Genomic DNA, 18,789 nt, shown 5'->3' on the forward strand with positions numbered 1-18,789 from the left:
GAGACGGTGTGGTCAGGGGCGGCGCGGGTGCACGAGACCGTGGTCGTAGGCGGCGACGACGGCCTGGACGCGGTCGCGCAGCCCCAGTTTGCGCAGCACGGCCGTGACATGGTTCTTGACGGTGGCCTCCGACAGGCGCAGCCGCTCGGCGATCTCCGCGTTCGACAGCGCCTGGCCGATCAGGGTGAGCACCTCGCGTTCGCGGCCGGAGAGGTCCCGCAGGGACGGTGGCGGCGCCGGGTCGGGCGTGGTGCGAAGGAAGCGGTCGAGGACGCGGCTCAGCACGGCCGGTGCCAGCAGCGCGTCGCCGCGCGCGGTGAGACGGATCGCCTCGACGAGTTCGCCGGGGCGGATGTCCTTGAGCAGGAAGCCGCTCGCCCCGGCCCGCAGGGCGGCGACCACGTGCGCGTCCACGTCCCAGGTGGTCAGCACGAGCACCCGGGACCGGCTGCCGCTCCCCGCGATCTGCCGGGTCGCCCCGATGCCGTCCACGACGGGCATGCGTACGTCCATCAGCACCACGTCGGGGTCCAGTTCCCTGGTCAGCCGTACCGCCTCCTGGCCGTCGGCGGCCTCGCCGACCACCTCCAGGTCGTCCCGGGCGTCGATGATCATGCGGAATCCGGTGCGGACCAGGGCCTGGTCGTCCGCCACCACCACGCGCAGCGTCATGACGCGGGCTCCACGGGCAGCCGCGCCGCCACCTCGAACCCGCCTCCGGGCAGCGGGCCGGCGCGCAGGCCGCCGCCGACGAGCCGTGCGCGCTCCCGCATCCCCACCAGGCCGCGGCCCGCTCCCGGCGAGGCCGGGCCGCTCTGCCGGGTCCGCCCGTTGTCGACCACCGTGACCTCCACGCACTCCCCTTCCACCGTCACACGCACCCGCACCTCGTCGGCGCCGTCGGCGTGGCGCAGCGTGTTGGTGAGGGCCTCCTGGACGATCCGGTACGCCGCGAGGTCCACCGCGGCGGGCAGCCCCTCGGCGGCACCGTCGCGGTACACGTGCACGGTCATCCCGGTCGCGCGCACGCGGTCGGCCAGCTCGTCGAGCCGCGCGAGCGAGGGCCCCGGCTGCCGGTCGCTGTCGCTGTCACCCCCACCGGATACGGCCTCCGTCTCGGGCCGGAACGCCCGCAGCAGCAGGCGCAGTTCGCCGAGAGCCGAGCGGGCGCCCGTCTCGATGGCGCGCAGTGCCTGGCGGGCCTGTTCGGGCCGTTCGGCGAACACGTCGTCGGCGGCGGCCGCCTGGACGACCATCACCGAGAGGGTGTGTGCGACGACGTCATGGACCTCGCGGGCGATCCGCGCCCGCTCCTCCACCACCGCCCGGCGCGTCTCCGCCCTGCGCCGTGCCTGCTGCGCCCCGCGCCACTGCCCGGCGGTCCACGCCAGGAGCACCGTCAGCAGATAGACCGCGAGCCCGGCGGGTCCGCCCGCGTGGAACGGCAGTGGCGCGGGCAGGCACATCGCCGCGAGCGCCCCCGCCGAGACCCGCCGTGGCCTGGTGGCGGACAGCACACACAGGGTGACCTGCGCCGCCAGCAGCGCCCCGGTCAGGCTCACCGCGGGCAGCAGCGCCCACACCACGAGCCCCGTCACCGCGTTCGCGGCCAGTACGAGGACGGGGGCGCGTGTCTGCCACCGCAGGGCGCAGGCCTGCGCGAGGACCAGGGCGAGGGCCACGGGAAGTCGGCGGCCGTGGTCGGTGCCCGCGACGAGCACCGAGGTGCCGAGGACGGCGAGGACCAGACCGGCCGACCCCCACCACAGCGCCCGGGCCGACCGGGCCGACAGCTCACCCCGCGCTTCCCCGGCACGCGCGTCGTCAGGCAGTCTGTTCCAGCGGTCCACGCCCCGACCCTACCCAGCGGCGACGGCCGGGCCGCTCAGCGAACCACCGCCGCGGTGCGCCGGGGGTCCCTCAGGCCACCAGGCCCGCGATGTGGGTGGTGACCGTGTCGAGGATGTCGTTCCAGGCGGACTCGTCACCCAGGACGAGGTAGTTGAGGGTGAGGCCGTCGGTCACGGCGGCGAGATAGCGGGCCAGTACGGAGACGGGGACGCGGAGTTCGAGGTCCCGGCTGCTGCGCAGTTGCTCGATCAGCTCGGTGTAGGCGATGCCGTACAGCTCGTACTGCCGTCGGGCCAGGTGCTCGCATCCCGGCTCGCGCAGGGCGTACTGGGTCAGTTCGTAGGTGAGCATGTGCTCTTCGGGGCGGTCGCGGACATGCTCCCAGTACGCCTCGAAGCCGGCCCGGACGGTCTCCTCCAGCGTGGCCCTCGGCCGCAGTGCCTCGCGCACGACGGTCACCGAGTGGTCGGTGAGGGTGGTGATGACGGACTCGATCAGGGCCTGCTTGGAGTCGAAGCAGTAGTGGAAGACGCTCAGCGACACGCCGGCCTCGGCGGCGATGGCCCGGGTCGTCGCCTTGGCGACGCCGTCCCGGGCCATCGTCCTGATGGCCGCTTCCGTCAGCTGTTCGCGCCGCTGTGCCGACGGCATGCGTGCCATCCGTGAACCCCCGCCTCAGGCGCTGTGGACCCCGACCTCGTACAACGAGTATCCCCAGTCGGTGCCGCGGTCGAGACCGTGGACCCGTACATAGCGGGCCGGGGTCCCGGTGAAGCGGGCCGTGTCCAGGCCGCCGTCGCCGCTCGTGGTGGACCAGGCGGTCTGCCAGGTGGCGCCGTCGGTGGAGAGTTCGATGCGGTACGACTTGCCGTACGCGCGCTCCCAGTCGAGCGTCACCCGGGAGACCAGGTGGGTGGACCCGAGGTCGACCTGCCACCACTGGTCGTCGCTCCAGTCACTGGCCCAGCGGGTGCCGTCGTCGCCGTCGACGGCGCGGCCCGGCTGGTAGCTGGTGAACGGGTTCGACTCGGACGAACTGGCCGTGGCCGGCTGCCCCTTGGCGAGGTTGACCGAGGCCTGATGCTGTTCGGTGGCGCCCCAGGTGTCCAGGTAGGACTCCGCGCCCCGGAACAGGTCGTTCACCACCTCCTGGCCGCCGACCTGCCGGATGTCCTCGATCCAGTCGGGGATCATCCCGGCGTGGGCCGCGCCGTCGGTGTTGATGTCGAAGGTGCGTTCGCCGGACGTCTGCTTGCCGATGACGGAGCCGCCGTCGACGCTCTTGAAGGGGTACGTCACCTTGTTCGCGGCGTCCGCTCCGCGCGGGGCGGGGTGGTCGCCGATGCCGTTGAAGTCGGTGCCGTAGCCGTAGCCCACGCCGTACTTGTCGCGCAGCGCCTTGGTCCGGGCGGCCTCCGCGACGAAGCCCTCGGAGCCGTGCATGTACTGGGCGACGAAGCCGCCGAGGGAGTAGACCCGCTCGGTCCAGTTCAGGTCCATCCAGCTGTGCGAGGAGATGACGCCGGGGTAGGACGCCGACTCCAGGATGTCGAGGGCCTGGCCGACTGCCTTCACCCCCATGTGGTCGATCTCCAACATCATCTTGCGCTTCATCATGCCGCGCACGGCGTACTCGCCGAGTTCGGTGAGACCGCGTTTGTTGCACTGGGCGTCCGAGTCGTACGCGGGGACGTCCACGCCCGCCGGCAGGTCCGACTCGGCCTCCGAGGAGGCGCTCCCGATGGGGTTGTCGTGCTGCGCGCCGGTGCACTTCTCGGTCTGCCAGAAGGTGCCGGTGGACAGGAACTGGCCGACGTTGATGGCCGTTCCGAGGCCGCCGGAGTCGAAGCGGACGCCGCACAGCGCGTTGTCGAACTTGTGGCAGAGGAACATGGAGCGGACGCCGAGCGCGTAGAGCTCGTCGAGGCCCTTGTCGATGTCCTCCTTGCTGCACTGCGGGATGTCCAGGATCTGCTTGCAGCCGAAGGGTTCGGAGGTCTCTACCCCGAGGACGACGGCGAGTTTGCCCTCCTGGACGACCTGCCGGGCCTGCGCGCTGTCGGTGACGATCCGGAACCAGCCCTTGCCCGTGCCGCCGTACATCTTGTCGATGTAGGCCTGGAGCGCGTAGGTCATCTTCGCCTGCAGCCGGATCGAGGTCATCTCGTCACAACTGCGGTCCTTGAAGGGGTAGATGGAGCAGATCATGCCGTTGGTGACAAGGTCGTTGACGAGTACGCGCTGGCCGCCGCGCCAGGCCCGCTCCACCCAGGCGTAGTAGTCGGCCTGGTGGGTCATCGAGTCGTACGCGGGCCAGTCCTTGAAGGTCGGCCAGCCGACCGGGTCGTGCTTGCCGTCGCCGCCGTGGGTGATGTAGTCGAAGAGCGCGAGGGTGCCGTCCGGGTAGTGCTCGGGGCAGTCCTTGAGGGCGTCGGCGACACCGGCCTCGGAGAAGACCTTGCCGCAGATCAGCCGGCCGCCGAAGGCCTCGTTGCCGAAGAGGTGGTTGTGCGCGTCGACGAACCCCTGTACTTCGCCTGCCGAGTTGGTGCCGGTGAACGGCTCGCCGGTGACGTTGATCTGGACGTCCGGGGCGGGCCGAGCGGTGGGGTTCCACCAGTCGTTGCCGGCCGCCGAACTCGGCGTGGGCCCGAGGGCCATGGCCAGTACCAGGAGCAGCAGCGACAGCATGGTGATGTTCTTGCGTCCGCGGTGCGAGCGTCGAATCGGCGTCACGGCCCACGTCCCTCGGTCGACGGGAGGGCGCGGTTGGCGAAACCTTGAGGTTGTCATGAACCGCGCAATACCTGGGACGAGGATCGGGCCGCACGCCTACCGAGTCAAGTGTCCGGGACGCTTGACCTGATAACTCAGCGGCTGAACTCCCGCGCCCAGACGCCGAGTACGGGGACGCACCGCTCGGCGAAGTACTCGTAGTCGGCCGGGGTGTTGTACACGTGGGCGGACACACGCAGATAGCCGATGCCGTCGAAGCTGGTGAAGGCGGCCTCGACGGCGAGCTCGCGGGCCACCCGGTCGCGCAGCGCGTCGGCCTCGATCCGGCTGCGCCCGAGGCCGTCGGGCAGCCGCACCAGGCGCATGCCGGGGACCGGCATCCCGACGTCGGCCCGGCTGTCCGCGCCGGTGAGCCGGGTGAAGGCGGCGCCGATGACCTGGGCGGCGTGGTCCGCGAGCCGGTCCATGTGGCGGCGGGCGGCGGACCAGCCCCAGGCGCGCTCGACGAAGGCCAGGGCGGTCGGGGCGGCCAGGTAGGAAGTGGCGTCGAGGGTGCCCTGGTGGTCGAAGCGGCCGGGGTACGGCTCCCCGGCGCCCCAGGAGTCGATCAGCGGGTGGAGCAGGTCCCGCAGCGGCCCGCGGGCGACCAGGGCCGCGGTTCCGCGCGGGGCGCAGCCCCATTTGTGGAGGTTGCCGGTCCAGAAGTCGTAAGGGGCGTCGGCGAGCGGCGCGGCGAGCAGACCGGGCGCGTGCGCGCCGTCGACGAGCATCGGTACGCCCCGGCGGCGTGCTTCCACGCCGATCCGCTCGACCGGCAGCCGGCGGGCGGTCGCCGAGGTGATCTGGTCGACCACGACCAGGTCGGTGGCCGCGCCGATCTCGGCGACGACGGCCTCGTACGCCTCGTTCTCGTCCGCGTCGAGCGGCACCCGCGCCGTACGCACCCGGCCGCCCCAGCGGCGGGCCAGCCGCTCGGCTCCCATGGTGACGGCCCCGTAGCCGTGGTCGGTGACGACGATCTCCCCGCCGGCGCGGCGTTCGAGCGCGTTGTAGACCACGCTGGCGCCGGCGCTGGCGTTCGGCACCAGGGCGAGGTCGCCGACGTCGACGCGCAGGAAGCCGGCGAGGTCCGCCCGGGTGGCGGCGAGGCGCTCCGGCAGTTCCGGGAACCACACCACCGGCGCGCGCTCCATCTCGGCGCGCAGCTCCGCCTGCCGCTCCTGGGCCACCAGCGGGACGGCACCGAACGATCCGTGGTTCAGGTGCCGCAGGGCCGGGTCCAGCGACCATGCCGCGGCGGCGGGCCTGCCGTCGGGCAGCAGCAGGGGGTGCGGCGCGACGGCCACCTCGGTCTCACTCACGCGGGAAGGCCTCCGGGAACAGGTGTGATCACCCGGCATCCTGACACGGCGGTGCCCCGTGCCCGCGGGCCGGGGGCACGGCTCCACCGCAGGACGGGCGAGGCTCAGTCCACGGGCCAGGTGTGCGCGGCCGCGTTGAGATGCATGTAGTCCATGTACGTGGTGGTCATCCGGCGCAGCGCCTCCCGGCGGTCGTGGATGCCGGTGTTCTCCAGGTGGTGGACCGTCTCCGCCTGCCACAGGGCGCCGTTGCGGCCGTCGACGCAGCGTCGCTCGATGATGCCGAGCATGGGCTCGCGCCAGGAGGCGTCCAGGCCGGCCAGCTCCAGGCCCCGGTGCGCCAGCGGCAGCAGCCGTCTCAACACGAGCTCCGTGACGGGTACTTCGCCCGTGCCGGGCCAGTACAGGCGGGCGTCGATGCCGTCGCGGGCGGCCGTGTGCAGGTTCTCCTCGGCGACCGCGAAGGACATCCGCGACCACACCGGGCGGTCCTCGTCCACGAGGGCGCGGGTCAGGCCGTAGTAGAGGGCGGCGTTGGCGATGATGTCGGCCACGGTGGGGCCGGCGGGCAGGACCCGGTTCTCGATGCGCAGGTGCGGGCCGCTGTCGGTGACGGCGTAGACGGGGCGGTTCCAGCGGTAGATCGTGCCGTTCTGCAGGGTGAGTTCGCCCAACTGGGGCACCCCGCCGGCGTCGAGGGTGCGCTGCGGGTCCTCGTCGTCGCACAGGGGCAGGAGCGCCGGGTAGTAGCGCACGTTCTCCTCGAACAGGTCGAAGACGCTGGTGATCCACCGTTCGCCGAACCACACCCGCGGTCGTACCCCCTGGGCCTTGATCTCCTCGGGACGGGTGTCGGTGGCCTGTTCGAACAGGGGGATACGGGTCTCCCGCCACAGCTCCCTGCCGAAGAGGAAGGGTGAGTTGGCGGCGAGGGCGATCTGCACGCCCGCGATCGCCTGGGCCGCGTTCCAGTAGTCCGCGAACTCCTTGGGCTCGACCTGGAGATGGAACTGGGTGCTGGTGCAGGCGGCCTCGGGGGTGATCGCGTCCGCGTACATGGAGAGGCGGTCCACGCCCTCCAGCCTGATCCGCAGGTCCTCGCCGCGGGCCGCGAAGATCTGCTCGTTCAGCAGCCGGTAGCGCGGATCGCCGGACAGGGACGTCTCGCCCACGTCCGACTCCCCCAGCGTCGGCAGGATCCCGATCATGATGAGGTGGGCGCCCACGGTGGCGGCGCGGTCCTCGGCGTGGTTGAGCGCGTCGCGGATCGTCTGCTCCCAGGCGCCGGGGCCGCCGGACGTCAGCTGCCTGGGCGGGATGTCGATCTCCAGGTTGAAGCGGCCCAGCTCGCTGGACCAGGCGGGATCGGCGATGGCACGCAGCACCTCGGTGTTCCGCATCGCCGGGAGCGCGTCGTCGTCCACCAGGTTGAGCTCGATCTCCATGCCGACCTGGGGGCGCTCGCTCTCGAACCCCGATCCGCGCAGCATCTGCGCCAGTGCGTCGAGACAGCCGTACATCTTCTCTCGGTACCGGCGCCGGTCCTCCCGTGTGAACACCCGGGCCGGCACATCACGTCCCATCGGGCCCTCCCGAGTCCCCTCGGCGGATGCCTGCCGTCCCAGCGTCGCACCTCATCGGTGTCCCCGACACTCGTCGTCGCTCCGCTCACGCGGCGCACCCGGCGGCGGGGCGCAGAGTGACCGGCGACGGTCGGCCGTCGACGGCCGGCAAAAGGTCAAGGATTGGCATGGACCTGCCCATGATCAGCGGCTAAGCTCGGCCGCGTACGCCTGAGAGCGCTCTCACCGGTCTGCCGTTCCACCCCCACATCACTGGAACAACGAAGGGGCACTCCCTTGAGACGCACCACAGCCATGCGCTCCGCCCTGTCCGCGCTCCTGCTCCTCGCCACCTGGGCGACCGCGAGCACCCTGCCCGCCTCCGCCGCCGACACCCCCGCCCGCACCGCGGCGGAACCCGGCGCTCCCGCCCTCGTCTCCGCCATGCAGCGCGATCTGGGCCTGACCAGGACCCAGGCCGAGGCCCGGCTCGCCGCGGAGCGGACGGCGACCACCGTGGAACGCGCGGCGAAGCGGGCCGCCGGAGCGTCCTACGCCGGCTCCTGGTTCGACGCCGAGCGCGGCACCCTGACCGTCGCCGTCACCCGCGACGCGAACACCGACGCCGTGCGCGCGACCGGCGCGACCGTACGCCTCGTCGAGCACAGCGCGCGGCAGCTCGACGCGGTGAAGGCGCGCATCGACGCACTGTCCGCCCCCGAGGGCGTCGCGAGCTGGTACGTCGACCCCGAGGCCGACGCGGTCGTCGTGAACGTCGTCGACGCGCACCAGGCTGACAACGATGTCCGGTCCTTCCTCGCGCAGGCCCGCTCGGCGGGCCCCGTCCAGGTACGGCGGACCGCGCACGCGCCGAGCACCCTCGCCGCCGGAACCGTGGGCGGCGATCCCTACTACACCGGCAACGTCCGCTGTTCCATCGGCTTCTCGGTGTACGGCGGCTTCGTCTCCGCCGGCCACTGCGGCCAGCCCGGCGCCGCGGTCTACGGCTGGGACGGCTCGTACGTCGGCACCTTCCAGGGCTCCTCGTTCCCGGACAACGACTACTCCTGGGTGAGCGTCGGCAGCGGCTGGTGGACCGTACCGGTGGTACTCGGCTGGGGCACGGTCTCCGACCAGCTGGTGCGCGGTTCCGCCGAGGCTCCCGTCGGTGCGTCCATCTGCCGTTCGGGCTCCACCACGCACTGGCACTGCGGCACCGTTCTGGCCAGGAACGAGACGGTCAACTACAGCCAGGGCACGGTCTACCAGCTCACCAAGACCAGCGTGTGCGCCGAACCCGGTGACTCCGGTGGCTCCTTCATCAGCGGCGACCAGGCCCAGGGCGTCACCTCCGGCGGCTGGGGCAACTGCTCCTCCGGCGGCGAGACCTGGTACCAGCCGATCAACGAGATCCTCAGCCGCTACGGTCTGACGCTCCACACGGCCTGACCCGGGCCGGGTGCACGACGCGCGACCGCCGTCCCTGCCGGTTCGCGTCGTGCACCGCCGCGGTTTCGTGGACCGCCGGGGCTTCGCGCGGCGCCCGGCCGGCGGCGTGGTGTTGAATGCGGCTTCATGAGCGAGAGCGGACGCGCGGCGAGCCGGACGGCGGTGCTGGTCTGCCAGGGTCGGGCGGTGGCGGACGGCACGATGGCCACGGGACGGTTCGCGGATCCGGTGGCGGTACGGCTGCTGCGTGCCGCGGAGCGGGCGCCCGTGGACGAGGTGCGGGCCGGCAGGGTGCCGCAGGGCTGGCAGGCGCGGGTCGCGTACGAGAGTGTGCGGGCCTGCGCCGAGGTGGTCGTGCCGAGGTCGGTCGCGATCGACGACGCGCTGCGCGCCCGTCCGGCCGGCCAGCTCGTGATCCTCGGCGCCGGTCTGGACACCCGTGCGTGGCGGCTGCCGGAGCTTGCCCGGACGGATGTGTGGGAGGTCGATCATCCGGCCTCCCAGCAGGACAAACGTGACCGCCTCGCGGACGCCGCGCCCCTGTCGGGGGGTCCCGGGGAGGACGGTCCGGGCACTCCAGAACCCACGGCCGTCGCCCGTTCCGTACGGTTCACTCCGGTCGACTTCGCCGTCGATGATCTCGGCGCGGCGCTGGACGCGGCCGGGCACGACCCGTCGGCCCCGACCGTCTGGCTGTGGGAGGGCGTCGTGCCGTACCTCACGCGCGACGAGGTGCGGACCACGGTGGCCGCCCTCGCCGCCCGGACCGCCTCGGGCAGCGCGCTCGTCGTCAACTACCAGGCTCCGTCGGCGAGGGCGACCGTCGGCCGCCGTCTCGCCCGCGTGCTCGGCAGTTCCGTGACCTCGGGCGAGCCGTGGCGTTCGCTGTGGCGGCCGCGGCGGATGGCGGCACTGCTGGCGGAGTACGGCCTGCGGGTGGTGGTGGACGACGACCTCCTCGCACTCGCGCACACGCTGGGCAGCCCGGCGCAGCGGCGGTCGTCCCTGCGGTCCGGCCGGGTGGCCGTGGCGGAGTGCTGACCTGGCGAACGACCGGTGGGCCCGGCGCGCGTCGCCCGTCCCCGCGCCCTCACTCCGTGTACAGCAGCCAGGCGTTGGGCACCGAGACGAGAAAGGCCGACAGGTACCGAAGAGCGACGAGGGTCCGTCCCGTTCCCCGCCAGAGCACCTGCCGTCTCGTCACCAGCCGGAAGGTGAGCGGGATCGAGCCCAGCACCCCGCCGATGCCCCACAGCACCAGCGGGTGGACCTGTAGCCGCATCTGTGTGGCCAGGGTGGCGCTGATCGAGCTGTGACCTGCGCTAACCGCACGTCAGTGTCGGTGTCCCCCAGTCGCCGTGGTCGTTGCCGTTGCCGTCGCCCGCGTCGCCGACCTCGAGGTCGATCACCTGGGCGCCGCTGACGTCGACGTCGATCGGCACCGCCGCCTGTTTGCCGCGGATCGTCGGCGTGGTCACCAGGGTCCTGCCGTCGGCGATGACCGAGAAGGTCACCGTTCCCGCGCCGTTGGTCTCGTCGTCGACGCCGACGTCCGCCGTCAGGCGGGAGCAGTTTCCGGCGAGGTAGAGCTGGACGTCGCTGACCGCGTTGGTGCCCAGGCCCTTGGTGTGGGTCACGCCGGCGATGCTGATCGGGCGGCCGTCGCCGGCCGCCTGTTCGCCGACGCTGCTGTCGCGCTCCACCGGTCCCCAGCCGTTGGTGGCGGACAGGAACGGCAGGTCGCTCACCGCGCTCTTCCCGGAGGGGGGAGCGGGTGGGATGCCGCCGACGATGCGCTCGTCGGTACCGGTCGCCTGCCGTCCGTACTGCACGTAGTGGACCGTGGTGGTGAGTGCGGAGGCGGACGGCAGGGTGCCGGTCGGGGGGACGACGTTCCAGGTGACGGTGGCCGATCCGCCAGGCCGTACCCGCTTGACCGAGGTGGGACCGGTGGCGGTGACGCTCCAGCCGTCGGGGGCGGCGAGGGCGGCCGTGAGGTCGGAGGCGGAGGGTGCGTCCTTGGGCACCCGGACGGTGGTGCGGGCCGTGAAGGCCTGGGCCGGCTGGGCGGTGTCGGGCACGTCCAGGGTGACGTCGGCGCCGGGACGCTTCGGCATCGCGTACGTGTGGGCGTCGTAGCGGGGGCTGTCGTTCTGGGCGACGCGCAGGGAGGACGCGTAGCTGCCGTAGTCGGTGAGCGCGACCTCGCCGAGGCCGCCGGTGCTGCCGTCCAGGTTCCAGACGGCGATGGCGATGCTGTTGTGGCCGTTCGGGTTCAGGATCCCGTTGGGGATCGGGAAGGTGTGCTGCGGGCCGAGGTAGTTGACGTAGTTGCCGAGCTGCCAGCCGTTGACGAAGATCGTGGCCCGGTACTTGCGCGACGCGTCGTCGGTGAACGTCAGTCCGACCGAGGTGTCCTGACCGCGCGGCAGGTCCAGGTCGGCGTCGGTGCGGTACCAGGAGACCCCGGGCCGGGTGTCGGTCGTCGGCAGGGTCACCTTGTTCCACTTGGCGTCCGGGTAGCCCGGCAGGGACCAGCCCGCCCGTTCGCCGTACAGTCCGCCCGTCGAGAGGGGGCCGCGCACCGTGTCCTGGAGGTCCTCGCCGCCGCGTACGCCCTGCAGGCGCCAGGTGACGGAGGTCAGCGGGGCGCCGACGAGGGAGGCGCTGGTCAGGCCGCGGGCGGTCTTGTTGCCGTTGGTGGAGTTGTAGTCCTCCTCGTGTCCCATGTTCACGGTGAGCACGGAGAGGACGTTGTCGCCCTCGGACTTCAGCGCGCCGGCCGGGAAGGTGAAGTCGCCGCTGCCGGTGGTGGAGCTGCCGAGGAAGGTGCCGTTGAGCCAGACGGAGAAGGCCTGCGCGTCGCCGCCGGAGTCCGAGACCAGGTGGATGCCGGTCTCCTTGCCGGTGGCGCGGAACCGGCCGCGGTACCAGGTGTTGCCGGTGTGGAAGCCGTAGTCGTCGGCGTAGAGCACGGGCAGCGAGTTGACGCCGGAGACGCTGTTGGTGGTCGACTTGTCGGCCACCTGCCAGCCGGAGTCGTCGAAGCCGGGGGCCGCTTCGGGGGATTCCTCGGCGTGCTTCCAGTTCGTCAGCGCCGGGAGGTGCACCGCGGCGGCGACCGGGATCGCCCCGGTGAGGCTCGCGGTGTCGGTGGCCCGGGTGCGCACGGTCCGGCCGTTCCAGGTGACGCGGGCGGCGGAGGTGAAGACCTCGATGTTCTTGTCGTCGGCGTTGTCGCCGGTGAGCGCCACGGTGTGGCCGCCGTCCAGGCTGGTCGCCGTCCGCAGCAGGTGGGTGCCGCGGACGAGGACCGGGCCGTTCGCGGTGTCCTGGCGCCAGAACGTCTTCGCCGTGTCCTTGTCCGCGACGAGCAGGAGCAGCGGGCGCTTGCCGCCTCCGCTGATGCTGATCCGGGTCAGCCCCTTGTGCGTGTAGTTCAGCCGCAGGTCGCCGGTGGCCGGGTCCCAGGTGGTGGCGGCGGTGCCGTCGCTGGTGGTCACGGTGGGCTCGGAGGAGTAGCGCAGGACCGTCTCGCCGTCGCTGCCCGCGTCGCCGTAGAACACGGCCACGTCCCGGTCGCCGATGGTCGCGCTGGTCATGATCTCGGAGGTCGAGTACTGCAACTGCGAGTCGCCGAGCCGGTAGTTCGCGACGATCACGTGCGAGTCGCGGCCGTCGAGGGTGATCGCGGTGCCGGGCTGCTGCGGGACGAGGGGGTAGGTCGGCATCGCGGTGTCGGCGGTGGGCACGTCGATGGCGTCGACGGCCACGTAGTTGTCCGTGGACGCCGAGCTGTGGCTGCCGCTGACGACGATCTCCAGCGTGTGCGCGCCGGGGGTCAGGCCGGTCTTCTGGAAGAGCACCGCCTGGTTCTCGGAGCCGGAGTCGTCGACGGTCGCCTCCTTGGTGCCGTCGAGGTAGACGTCGGCGTAGCCGTGGTTGTTGGTCTTCGAGCCGATCCAGCGGATCGCGGTGCCGTCGAAGGGGACGGTGAGGGAGTCACCGGCCTGCTTGGAGAACGACTCGGTGTGCTGGTAGTCGCCGCCGGTGTAGCTGGTGTTGGCGACATGCGACCACGAACCGCTGTACTGGAGGGCGGAGTCGGGGTCGTCCCAGGTGTAGGTGGTGTCCGTGACGGGCTGGGCGTTGAAGTCCAGGGAGATGTGGGTCTTGTCGACAGCCGTGGAGGTGGAGTTCCCGTGCCGCAGGACGTGGAACTGCGTCTTGGTGTCGGGGTTCATCCGGGCGGTGTCGACGACGGCGGAGTCGTCCGGCGGGGTGGCCCTGATCGCCTCGGTCTTGGTCAGCGGGGCGACGGCCTGGGTGAAGTACCCGATCAGCTTGTCCTCGTCGTACTTCGGATCGAGCTGCCGGTTCTCGCGGATCGCGGCCCCGTAGTCGTACGACGTGTAGTTCTCCGGCATGCCCAGCCAGCCCCAGTTGGTGCCGCCGTAGGTCATGTAGAAGCTCTGCGCGGTGGCGCCGACGGCGATGTTCTGCTTGTAGAACACGTTGGCGAACTGGTCGTTGATCAGCTGGGCGCACTTGTCGTAGCCCGGTCCGCCCCAGGGATCGAACGCGCCGCCCTGGAACTCGGGTGAGTACAGGGGCTTTCCGGCGGGGTGGTCGTAGCTGATGTCGGGGACACCGTTCCACTTCGAGGGGTTGGAGCAGTTGAACCCCTGCGGGTAGGAGTCCGGGCCGTCGACGTCCAGGGCGCCGGTACCGGAGTTGAAGGTGCCGTTGTTGTTGCCGGTCAGCGGGACCGTGATGCCGTCGGCGCGGGCCTTGTCCTCCAGGTGCTGCATGTAGGAGCGGCCGGCGGCCGAGCCGTTGTAGTACTCGTTCTCGACCTGGTAGGCGATCACCGACCCGGTGCCGTTGGTGAGTTGGTGGCGGGCGATGATCCGGTCGATCTGGGTCAGCCACTCGTCCGCGTACTTCAGGAACCGCGGGTCGTCGCTGCGGTTGTTCCCGGCCTTGGTGGTCAGCCAGCCGGGCAGACCGCCGCTGTCGACCTCGGCGTTGATGTACGGCGCCGGGCGGGCGATGACGTAGAGACCGGCCTCCTCGGCCATGTCGAGCAGCCTGTCGACGTCCCGCACCCCGGTGAAGTCGTACACGCCGGGCTTCGGCGAGTGGTAGCCCCAGTCGAAGTACAGGGAAGTGGAGTTGAAGCCGGCGGCCTTCATCTTCTGGAAGATGTCGCGCCACAGGTCCTGGCTCGGGAGCCGGAAGTAGTGGAACTCGCCGGACCACAGGTAGGTGCGCCGGCCGTCGACGAGGAACGAGTAGCCGTCGAGGGTCACCGTGTGCGTCTGCGGGTCGGCGGCGGGCGCGGCGGCCGGTGGCTGTTCGCCGACGTCCCGTGCCGCGGCGGGCGCGGTCATGCCCACGGCCAGGGCGATGGTCGCGGTGGTCGCGAGGACCGCCCGCCACCACCGGCCACGACCGGGTCTCGCGACCTCTGAACGGATCCGACTGCTCCCCACTGCGGCCTCCATCCGCCCGAGCAATCAGGATCGAACAGACTCAGGCAAAGCCGAACAGTAGAGCCACACGAGTTCCCACACAATGGGGCGGGAGGACACTTATTGGCCCTAGGGGTCCCAGGCGGTCCTAGGGGTCCCAGGCGGTCCTAGGGGCCTTCCGCCGCCACCCCCAGCTCGGTCGCCGCGCGTACGGCGAACCAGACCTCGGTGAAGGCGGCGGTCGTCGCCAGGTCGCGGCCGGTCACCTCGCTGAAGCGGCGCAGCCGGTAGGACAGGGTGTTGGGGTGGATGTGGAGGGCCGCGGCGGCGTCCTCGGTGCGGCGGTCGCGTTCCATCCAGGTGCGGACGGAGACCAGCAGCTGGGAACCGTGCGCCTCGTCGTAGCGCAGGGCCTCGCCGAGCACCTGCTCGACGAGTGCGGCCAGCAGCCGGCGGTCCTCGGGCAGCCAGCGTCCGGTGGCATCCTCGCCGTAGTGGACGAGCGGCTTGCCCGCTTCCTCGGCGCGTCCGGCCGCCCACTCCGCCTCCTGCCGGGCGACCCGCAGCGGCTCGCCGACGGTGAAGGGCCGGCTCACTCCGCACACCGCGCCCGGCAGGTCGGCCAGGGCCTCGGTGAAGCCGGGCTCGGCCAGGACCAGCCGGTCGTCACCGCGGCGCAGGGTGAGGTGGGGGTGGTCCAAGAGGGCGACGCCCAGGTGCTCGTCCGGGGCGCGCCGGACCACCGCGAGGACGACGGGCCGTTGCGCGTCGAGGCCGTGGTGGGCCAGCCGGCGCTGGGCGCCGGCCGGGTCGAGGGTGTCCTGGAGCATCTCGGCGAGGGTCTCCGCCCCCTCCCGGCGGAGCACCTCGCGTTCCTGGCGGACCATCGCCAGCCGCAGCGCGGCGACGGTGGCCAGGTGCTGGACGACGGCCAGTCCGGCCGGGCGGGCGCCGGACTGCTCCAGCGCGACCAGGTAGCCGGCCGCGCCGCCCGGGCCGAGGACGGGGAGCACGAAACCGCCGGGCACGGTCGGCGGGGCGTCGGGGTCCTCGGGGAGCACGGAGAGGTCCTCGGGCGCCGCGACGCCGGGCAGCAGCGGGCGTCCCTGGGTGGTGCAGAGGAGGATCCGGTAGCCGCTGAGCTGCTCCAGGCGGTCGAAGAGCGCGGGGATGTCCAGGTTCTCCTCGGCCATCCAGCGCAGCGCGCCGAAGACCTGGAGCTGGGCGCCGAGCCGCTCGGCGGACTTCTCGCTGACGGCGGCGGCCACCTCCTGGGCGATGGTGACGAAGGGGACCGCGAGCGGTACCTCCAGCACCGGGAAGCCGCGTTCCTCGGCCGCGGCGAGGAACGCCTGGCGCAGCGGTGGGGTCCGCAGCTGGGTGCTGAGCACCAGGGCCGCGACGCCCGCGTCGTCGAGCCGCTCCAGGTAGCGCCGCTGGCCCTCGCCGGTGCGGGGCACGGCGAGGCCGACGGTCATGATCACCTCTGAGCCGTGCAGCCAGGGGGTGGGGTCCTCCAGCTCGCTGACGTGCGCCCAGGAGACCGTACGGCCCAGGCCGCCCCTACCCGCGAGCAGGCGCATCTGCAGGGCCGGGAAGGACAGCAGGTCGCGAACCGTGAGGGGGGAGCGGGCCGGACCCGCGGCATCGGTTTTGTGGTCGGACACAAGTCAACTGTAGTTCTTCGTGCCGTCAACAATTGACCGGATGGGCAGCCGCTTCGCACACTGAGGCATCCCCCGCTACCGGAATTGTTCACTCCGAGTACGGGATCCGTTCTTTCCCGGCGGTGCGCGTCCGGGCTCGACAGGAAGGTGCCCGATGACGACCGAGCCCCGTGGACCCGTGGATTCCTCCCGTGTCCCCCGCTACGCGGGACCGGCGACCTTCGCCCGGCTGCCGCGGCTGGACGAGGTGGCGCGGGCGGACATCGCCGTCGTCGGCGTGCCCTTCGACACCGGTGTCTCCTACCGGCCCGGCGCCCGGTTCGCCCCGGCGGCGGTGCGCGAGGCGTCCCGGCTGCTGCGCCCGTACCACCCGGGCCTCGACGTGTCGCCGTTCGCGGCGGCGCAGGTCGCCGACGCCGGCGACATCCCGGTGAACCCCTTCGACATCAACGAGGCGATCGAGACCGTCGAGGAGGAGGCGGGCCGGCTCCAGTCCGAGGGGACGAAGCTGGTCACCATCGGCGGCGACCACACCATCGCGCTGCCGCTGCTGCGCGCCGTGTCCAAGCGGCACGGCCCGGTCGCCGTCCTCCACTTCGACGCTCACCTCGACACCTGGGACACCTACTTCGGTGCCGAGTACACCCACGGCACCCCGTTCCGCCGCGCCGTGGAGGAGGGCATCGTCGACACCGAGGCGCTCAGCCACGTCGGCACCCGCGGCCCCCTGTACGGCAAGCGGGACCTGGAGGAGGACCGTCGCCTCGGCTTCGGCATCGTCACCTCCTCCGACGTACTGCGCCGGGGCGTCGACGAGACCGTGGACGCGCTGCGGCAGCGCATCGGCGACCGGCCGCTGTACGTCTCCGTCGACATCGACGTCCTCGACCCCGCACACGCCCCCGGCACCGGCACCCCGGAAGCCGGCGGCATGACCTCGCGCGAGCTGCTGGAGCTCCTTCGCGGCCTGGCCGGTCTCAACCTGGTCGGCGGTGACATCGTCGAGGTGGCACCCGCCTACGACCACGCCGACATCACCTCGTTCGCCGCGTCCCACGTGGCCTACGACCTGATCAGCCTGTTGACCCTGGACTCCGCCGTCCCCCGCGAGGAGCAGAGATGACCACCAGCCCCCACGGGGAGCAGCACGACGCCCCGGCGCTGACCGAGATCGAGACCTACGGCGTCGAGCGCATCCCCGACGCCGACCGCACCGCCCGGCCGCTGGACCTGTTCCGGGTGGCCTTCGGCGGCGCGAACACCTTCGCCACCTGCGTCCTGGGTGCCTTCCCGATCCTGTTCGGGCTGTCCTTCTGGCAGGGCCTGGCGGCCACCGGCCTCGGCCTGGCCGTCGGCGCGCTGATCCTCGCGCCGCTGGCCGTGTTCGGGCCGCTGAACGGCACCAACAACTCGGTGTCCTCCTCTGCCCACCTGGGCGTGCACGGGCGGGTCGTCGGCTCCTTCCTCTCCCTGCTGACGGCGGTCGCCTTCTTCTCCATCTCCGTGTGGTCCTCCGGCGACGCCCTCGTGGGCGGCGCGCACCGGATGTTCCACCTGCCGACCAGCGACGGTGTGTACGCGCTCGCGTACGGGCTGTTCGCGGCGCTGGTGCTGACGGTGTGCATCTACGGCTTCCGGTTCATGCTCTTCGTGAACAAGATCGCGGTCGCCGCGGCCTCCCTGCTCTTCGTCCTCGGCCTGTTTGCGTTCGGCGGCGACTTCGACGCCGGTTACCAGGGCAGCTTCCACTCGCTGAGCACGCCCGGCTTCTGGCCGGCGTTCATCGGCTCCGCGCTGATCGTGCTCTCCAACCCGGTCTCCTTCGGTGCCTTCCTCGGTGACTGGGCTCGCTACATTCCCGCCGACACCCCGCGCCGCCGGGTCATGGGCGCGGCCTTCCTCTCCCAGATCGCGACGATCCTGCCGTTCTTCTTCGGCCTGGCGACCGCCTCGATCATCGCCGCGAAGGCGGGGAAGTTCCTCGACCCGAGCGCCCCGGACTACGTCGGCGGTCTGCTGGCCGTCTCGCCGTCCTGGTACTTCCTGCCGGTCTGTCTGCTCGCGCTGATCGGCGGCATGTCCACCGGCACCACCTCGCTCTACGGCACCGGCCTGGACTTCGCCAGTGTGTTCCCCCGGTTCAGCCGGGTGCAGGCCACCGTGTTCATCGGTGTCCTGTCGATCTCCTTCATCTTCGTCGGCCGTTTCGCCGCCAACCTGACCCAGTCCATCTCCACCTTCGCGACGCTGATCATCGTCTGCACCGCGCCGTGGATGGTCATCATGACCCTGGGCTTCCTCACCCGCCGCGGCTGGTACGACCCCGACTCGCTGCAGGTCTTCAACCGGCGTCAGCGGGGCGGCCGTTACTGGTTCACGCACGGCTGGAACTGGCGCGGCATGACCGCCTGGCTGGCCTCGGCCCTGCTCGCGGTCCAGTTCGTCAACCTGCCCGGCCAGTTCGTCGGTTCCCTGGGCGACCTCGCGGGCGGCGTGGACATCTCCCTGCCGGTCGGACTGGGCCTGGCCGCGATCAGCTACCTCGCGCTGCTGTGGTTCTTCCCCGAGCCGCGCGCCGTCTTCGGTCCCGAGGGTCCGCGGCTGGTGCGGGCCGTCGACTCTGCGGTGCCGCCGATCACCTCCGCCGACGGGTCGAGGGTCAGCGTCCCCGAGCCGGCCGAGGTGTGAG

13 protein-coding genes are annotated in these 18,789 nt (G+C 71.8%); 4 read left to right on the plus strand and 9 right to left on the minus strand.

Annotation, left to right across the window (positions count from 1 at the left end; all coding sequences use genetic code 11):
- Positions 1–12 precede the first annotated feature (12 nt).
- The 6 genes from ACFZDK_RS18010 to ACFZDK_RS18035 form a co-directional block, all read right to left on the minus strand.
- Positions 13–672, minus strand: coding sequence for a response regulator (locus tag ACFZDK_RS18010; RefSeq protein ID WP_390973525.1), 660 nt, complete (start codon positions 670–672; stop codon positions 13–15).
- Positions 669–1,850, minus strand: a complete 1,182-nt coding sequence (locus tag ACFZDK_RS18015; RefSeq protein WP_390973527.1) for a histidine kinase — start codon at positions 1,848–1,850, stop codon at positions 669–671. The genes ACFZDK_RS18010 and ACFZDK_RS18015 overlap by 4 nt, the downstream gene beginning before the upstream one ends.
- A gap of 70 nt (positions 1,851–1,920) precedes the next feature.
- Positions 1,921–2,511 carry a TetR family transcriptional regulator gene (locus ACFZDK_RS18020; protein WP_390973529.1) on the minus strand — a complete coding sequence of 197 codons (591 nt, stop codon included), beginning with the start codon at positions 2,509–2,511 and terminating at the stop codon, positions 1,921–1,923.
- Between the two features lie 15 nt (positions 2,512–2,526).
- Positions 2,527–4,542 (minus strand): discoidin domain-containing protein, encoded by a 2,016-nt coding sequence (locus ACFZDK_RS18025; protein ID WP_390974226.1) that lies wholly within the window; start codon positions 4,540–4,542, stop codon positions 2,527–2,529.
- A 179-nt stretch (positions 4,543–4,721) separates the two neighbouring features.
- Entirely contained in the window at positions 4,722–5,948 is a 1,227-nt protein-coding gene (locus ACFZDK_RS18030) for an aminotransferase class V-fold PLP-dependent enzyme (RefSeq protein WP_390973530.1), read from the minus strand.
- A 104-nt stretch (positions 5,949–6,052) separates the two neighbouring features.
- A complete protein-coding gene (locus ACFZDK_RS18035) occupies positions 6,053–7,531 on the minus strand; it encodes a glutamate--cysteine ligase (protein ID WP_390973532.1) in 1,479 nt (492 codons plus the stop codon).
- Between the two features lie 294 nt (positions 7,532–7,825).
- Between ACFZDK_RS18035 and ACFZDK_RS18040 the strand changes: the two genes are divergently transcribed.
- Both ACFZDK_RS18040 and ACFZDK_RS18045 read left to right on the plus strand, forming a co-directional pair.
- Complete coding sequence (locus ACFZDK_RS18040; RefSeq protein ID WP_390974228.1) at positions 7,826–8,959, plus strand: trypsin-like serine protease; 1,134 nt, start codon at positions 7,826–7,828, stop codon at positions 8,957–8,959.
- A 126-nt stretch (positions 8,960–9,085) separates the two neighbouring features.
- Positions 9,086–10,000: a class I SAM-dependent methyltransferase gene (locus ACFZDK_RS18045; protein WP_390973534.1), complete on the plus strand. Its 915-nt coding sequence runs from the start codon at positions 9,086–9,088 to the stop codon at positions 9,998–10,000.
- Between the two features lie 49 nt (positions 10,001–10,049).
- Here ACFZDK_RS18045 and ACFZDK_RS18050 read toward each other — a convergent pair whose 3' ends face one another.
- The 3 genes from ACFZDK_RS18050 to ACFZDK_RS18060 form a co-directional block, all read right to left on the minus strand.
- Positions 10,050–10,241, minus strand: coding sequence for a hypothetical protein (locus ACFZDK_RS18050; RefSeq protein ID WP_390973536.1), 192 nt, complete (start codon positions 10,239–10,241; stop codon positions 10,050–10,052).
- Positions 10,242–10,281: 40 nt separating this feature from the next.
- Positions 10,282–14,352 carry a beta-galactosidase gene (locus ACFZDK_RS18055; RefSeq protein WP_390974229.1) on the minus strand — a complete coding sequence of 1,357 codons (4,071 nt, stop codon included), beginning with the start codon at positions 14,350–14,352 and terminating at the stop codon, positions 10,282–10,284.
- Positions 14,353–14,600: 248 nt separating this feature from the next.
- Positions 14,601–16,100 carry a PucR family transcriptional regulator ligand-binding domain-containing protein gene (locus tag ACFZDK_RS18060; protein WP_390973538.1) on the minus strand — a complete coding sequence of 500 codons (1,500 nt, stop codon included), beginning with the start codon at positions 16,098–16,100 and terminating at the stop codon, positions 14,601–14,603.
- A gap of 154 nt (positions 16,101–16,254) precedes the next feature.
- Between ACFZDK_RS18060 and speB the strand changes: the two genes are divergently transcribed.
- On the plus strand, positions 16,255–17,223 hold the full coding sequence (gene speB / locus ACFZDK_RS18065; RefSeq protein ID WP_390973539.1) for an agmatinase: 969 nt from the start codon (positions 16,255–16,257) through the stop codon (positions 17,221–17,223).
- The gene (locus ACFZDK_RS18070) at positions 17,220–18,788 is read left to right on the plus strand and encodes a cytosine permease (protein WP_390973541.1); all 1,569 of its coding nucleotides are present in this window, start codon (positions 17,220–17,222) and stop codon (positions 18,786–18,788) included. The genes speB and ACFZDK_RS18070 overlap by 4 nt, the downstream gene beginning before the upstream one ends.
- Position 18,789 lies beyond the last annotated feature (1 nt).

The sequence above is a fragment of the Streptomyces sp. NPDC007901 genome (assembly GCF_042959465.1).
GTDB lineage: Bacteria > Actinomycetota > Actinomycetes > Streptomycetales > Streptomycetaceae > Streptomyces.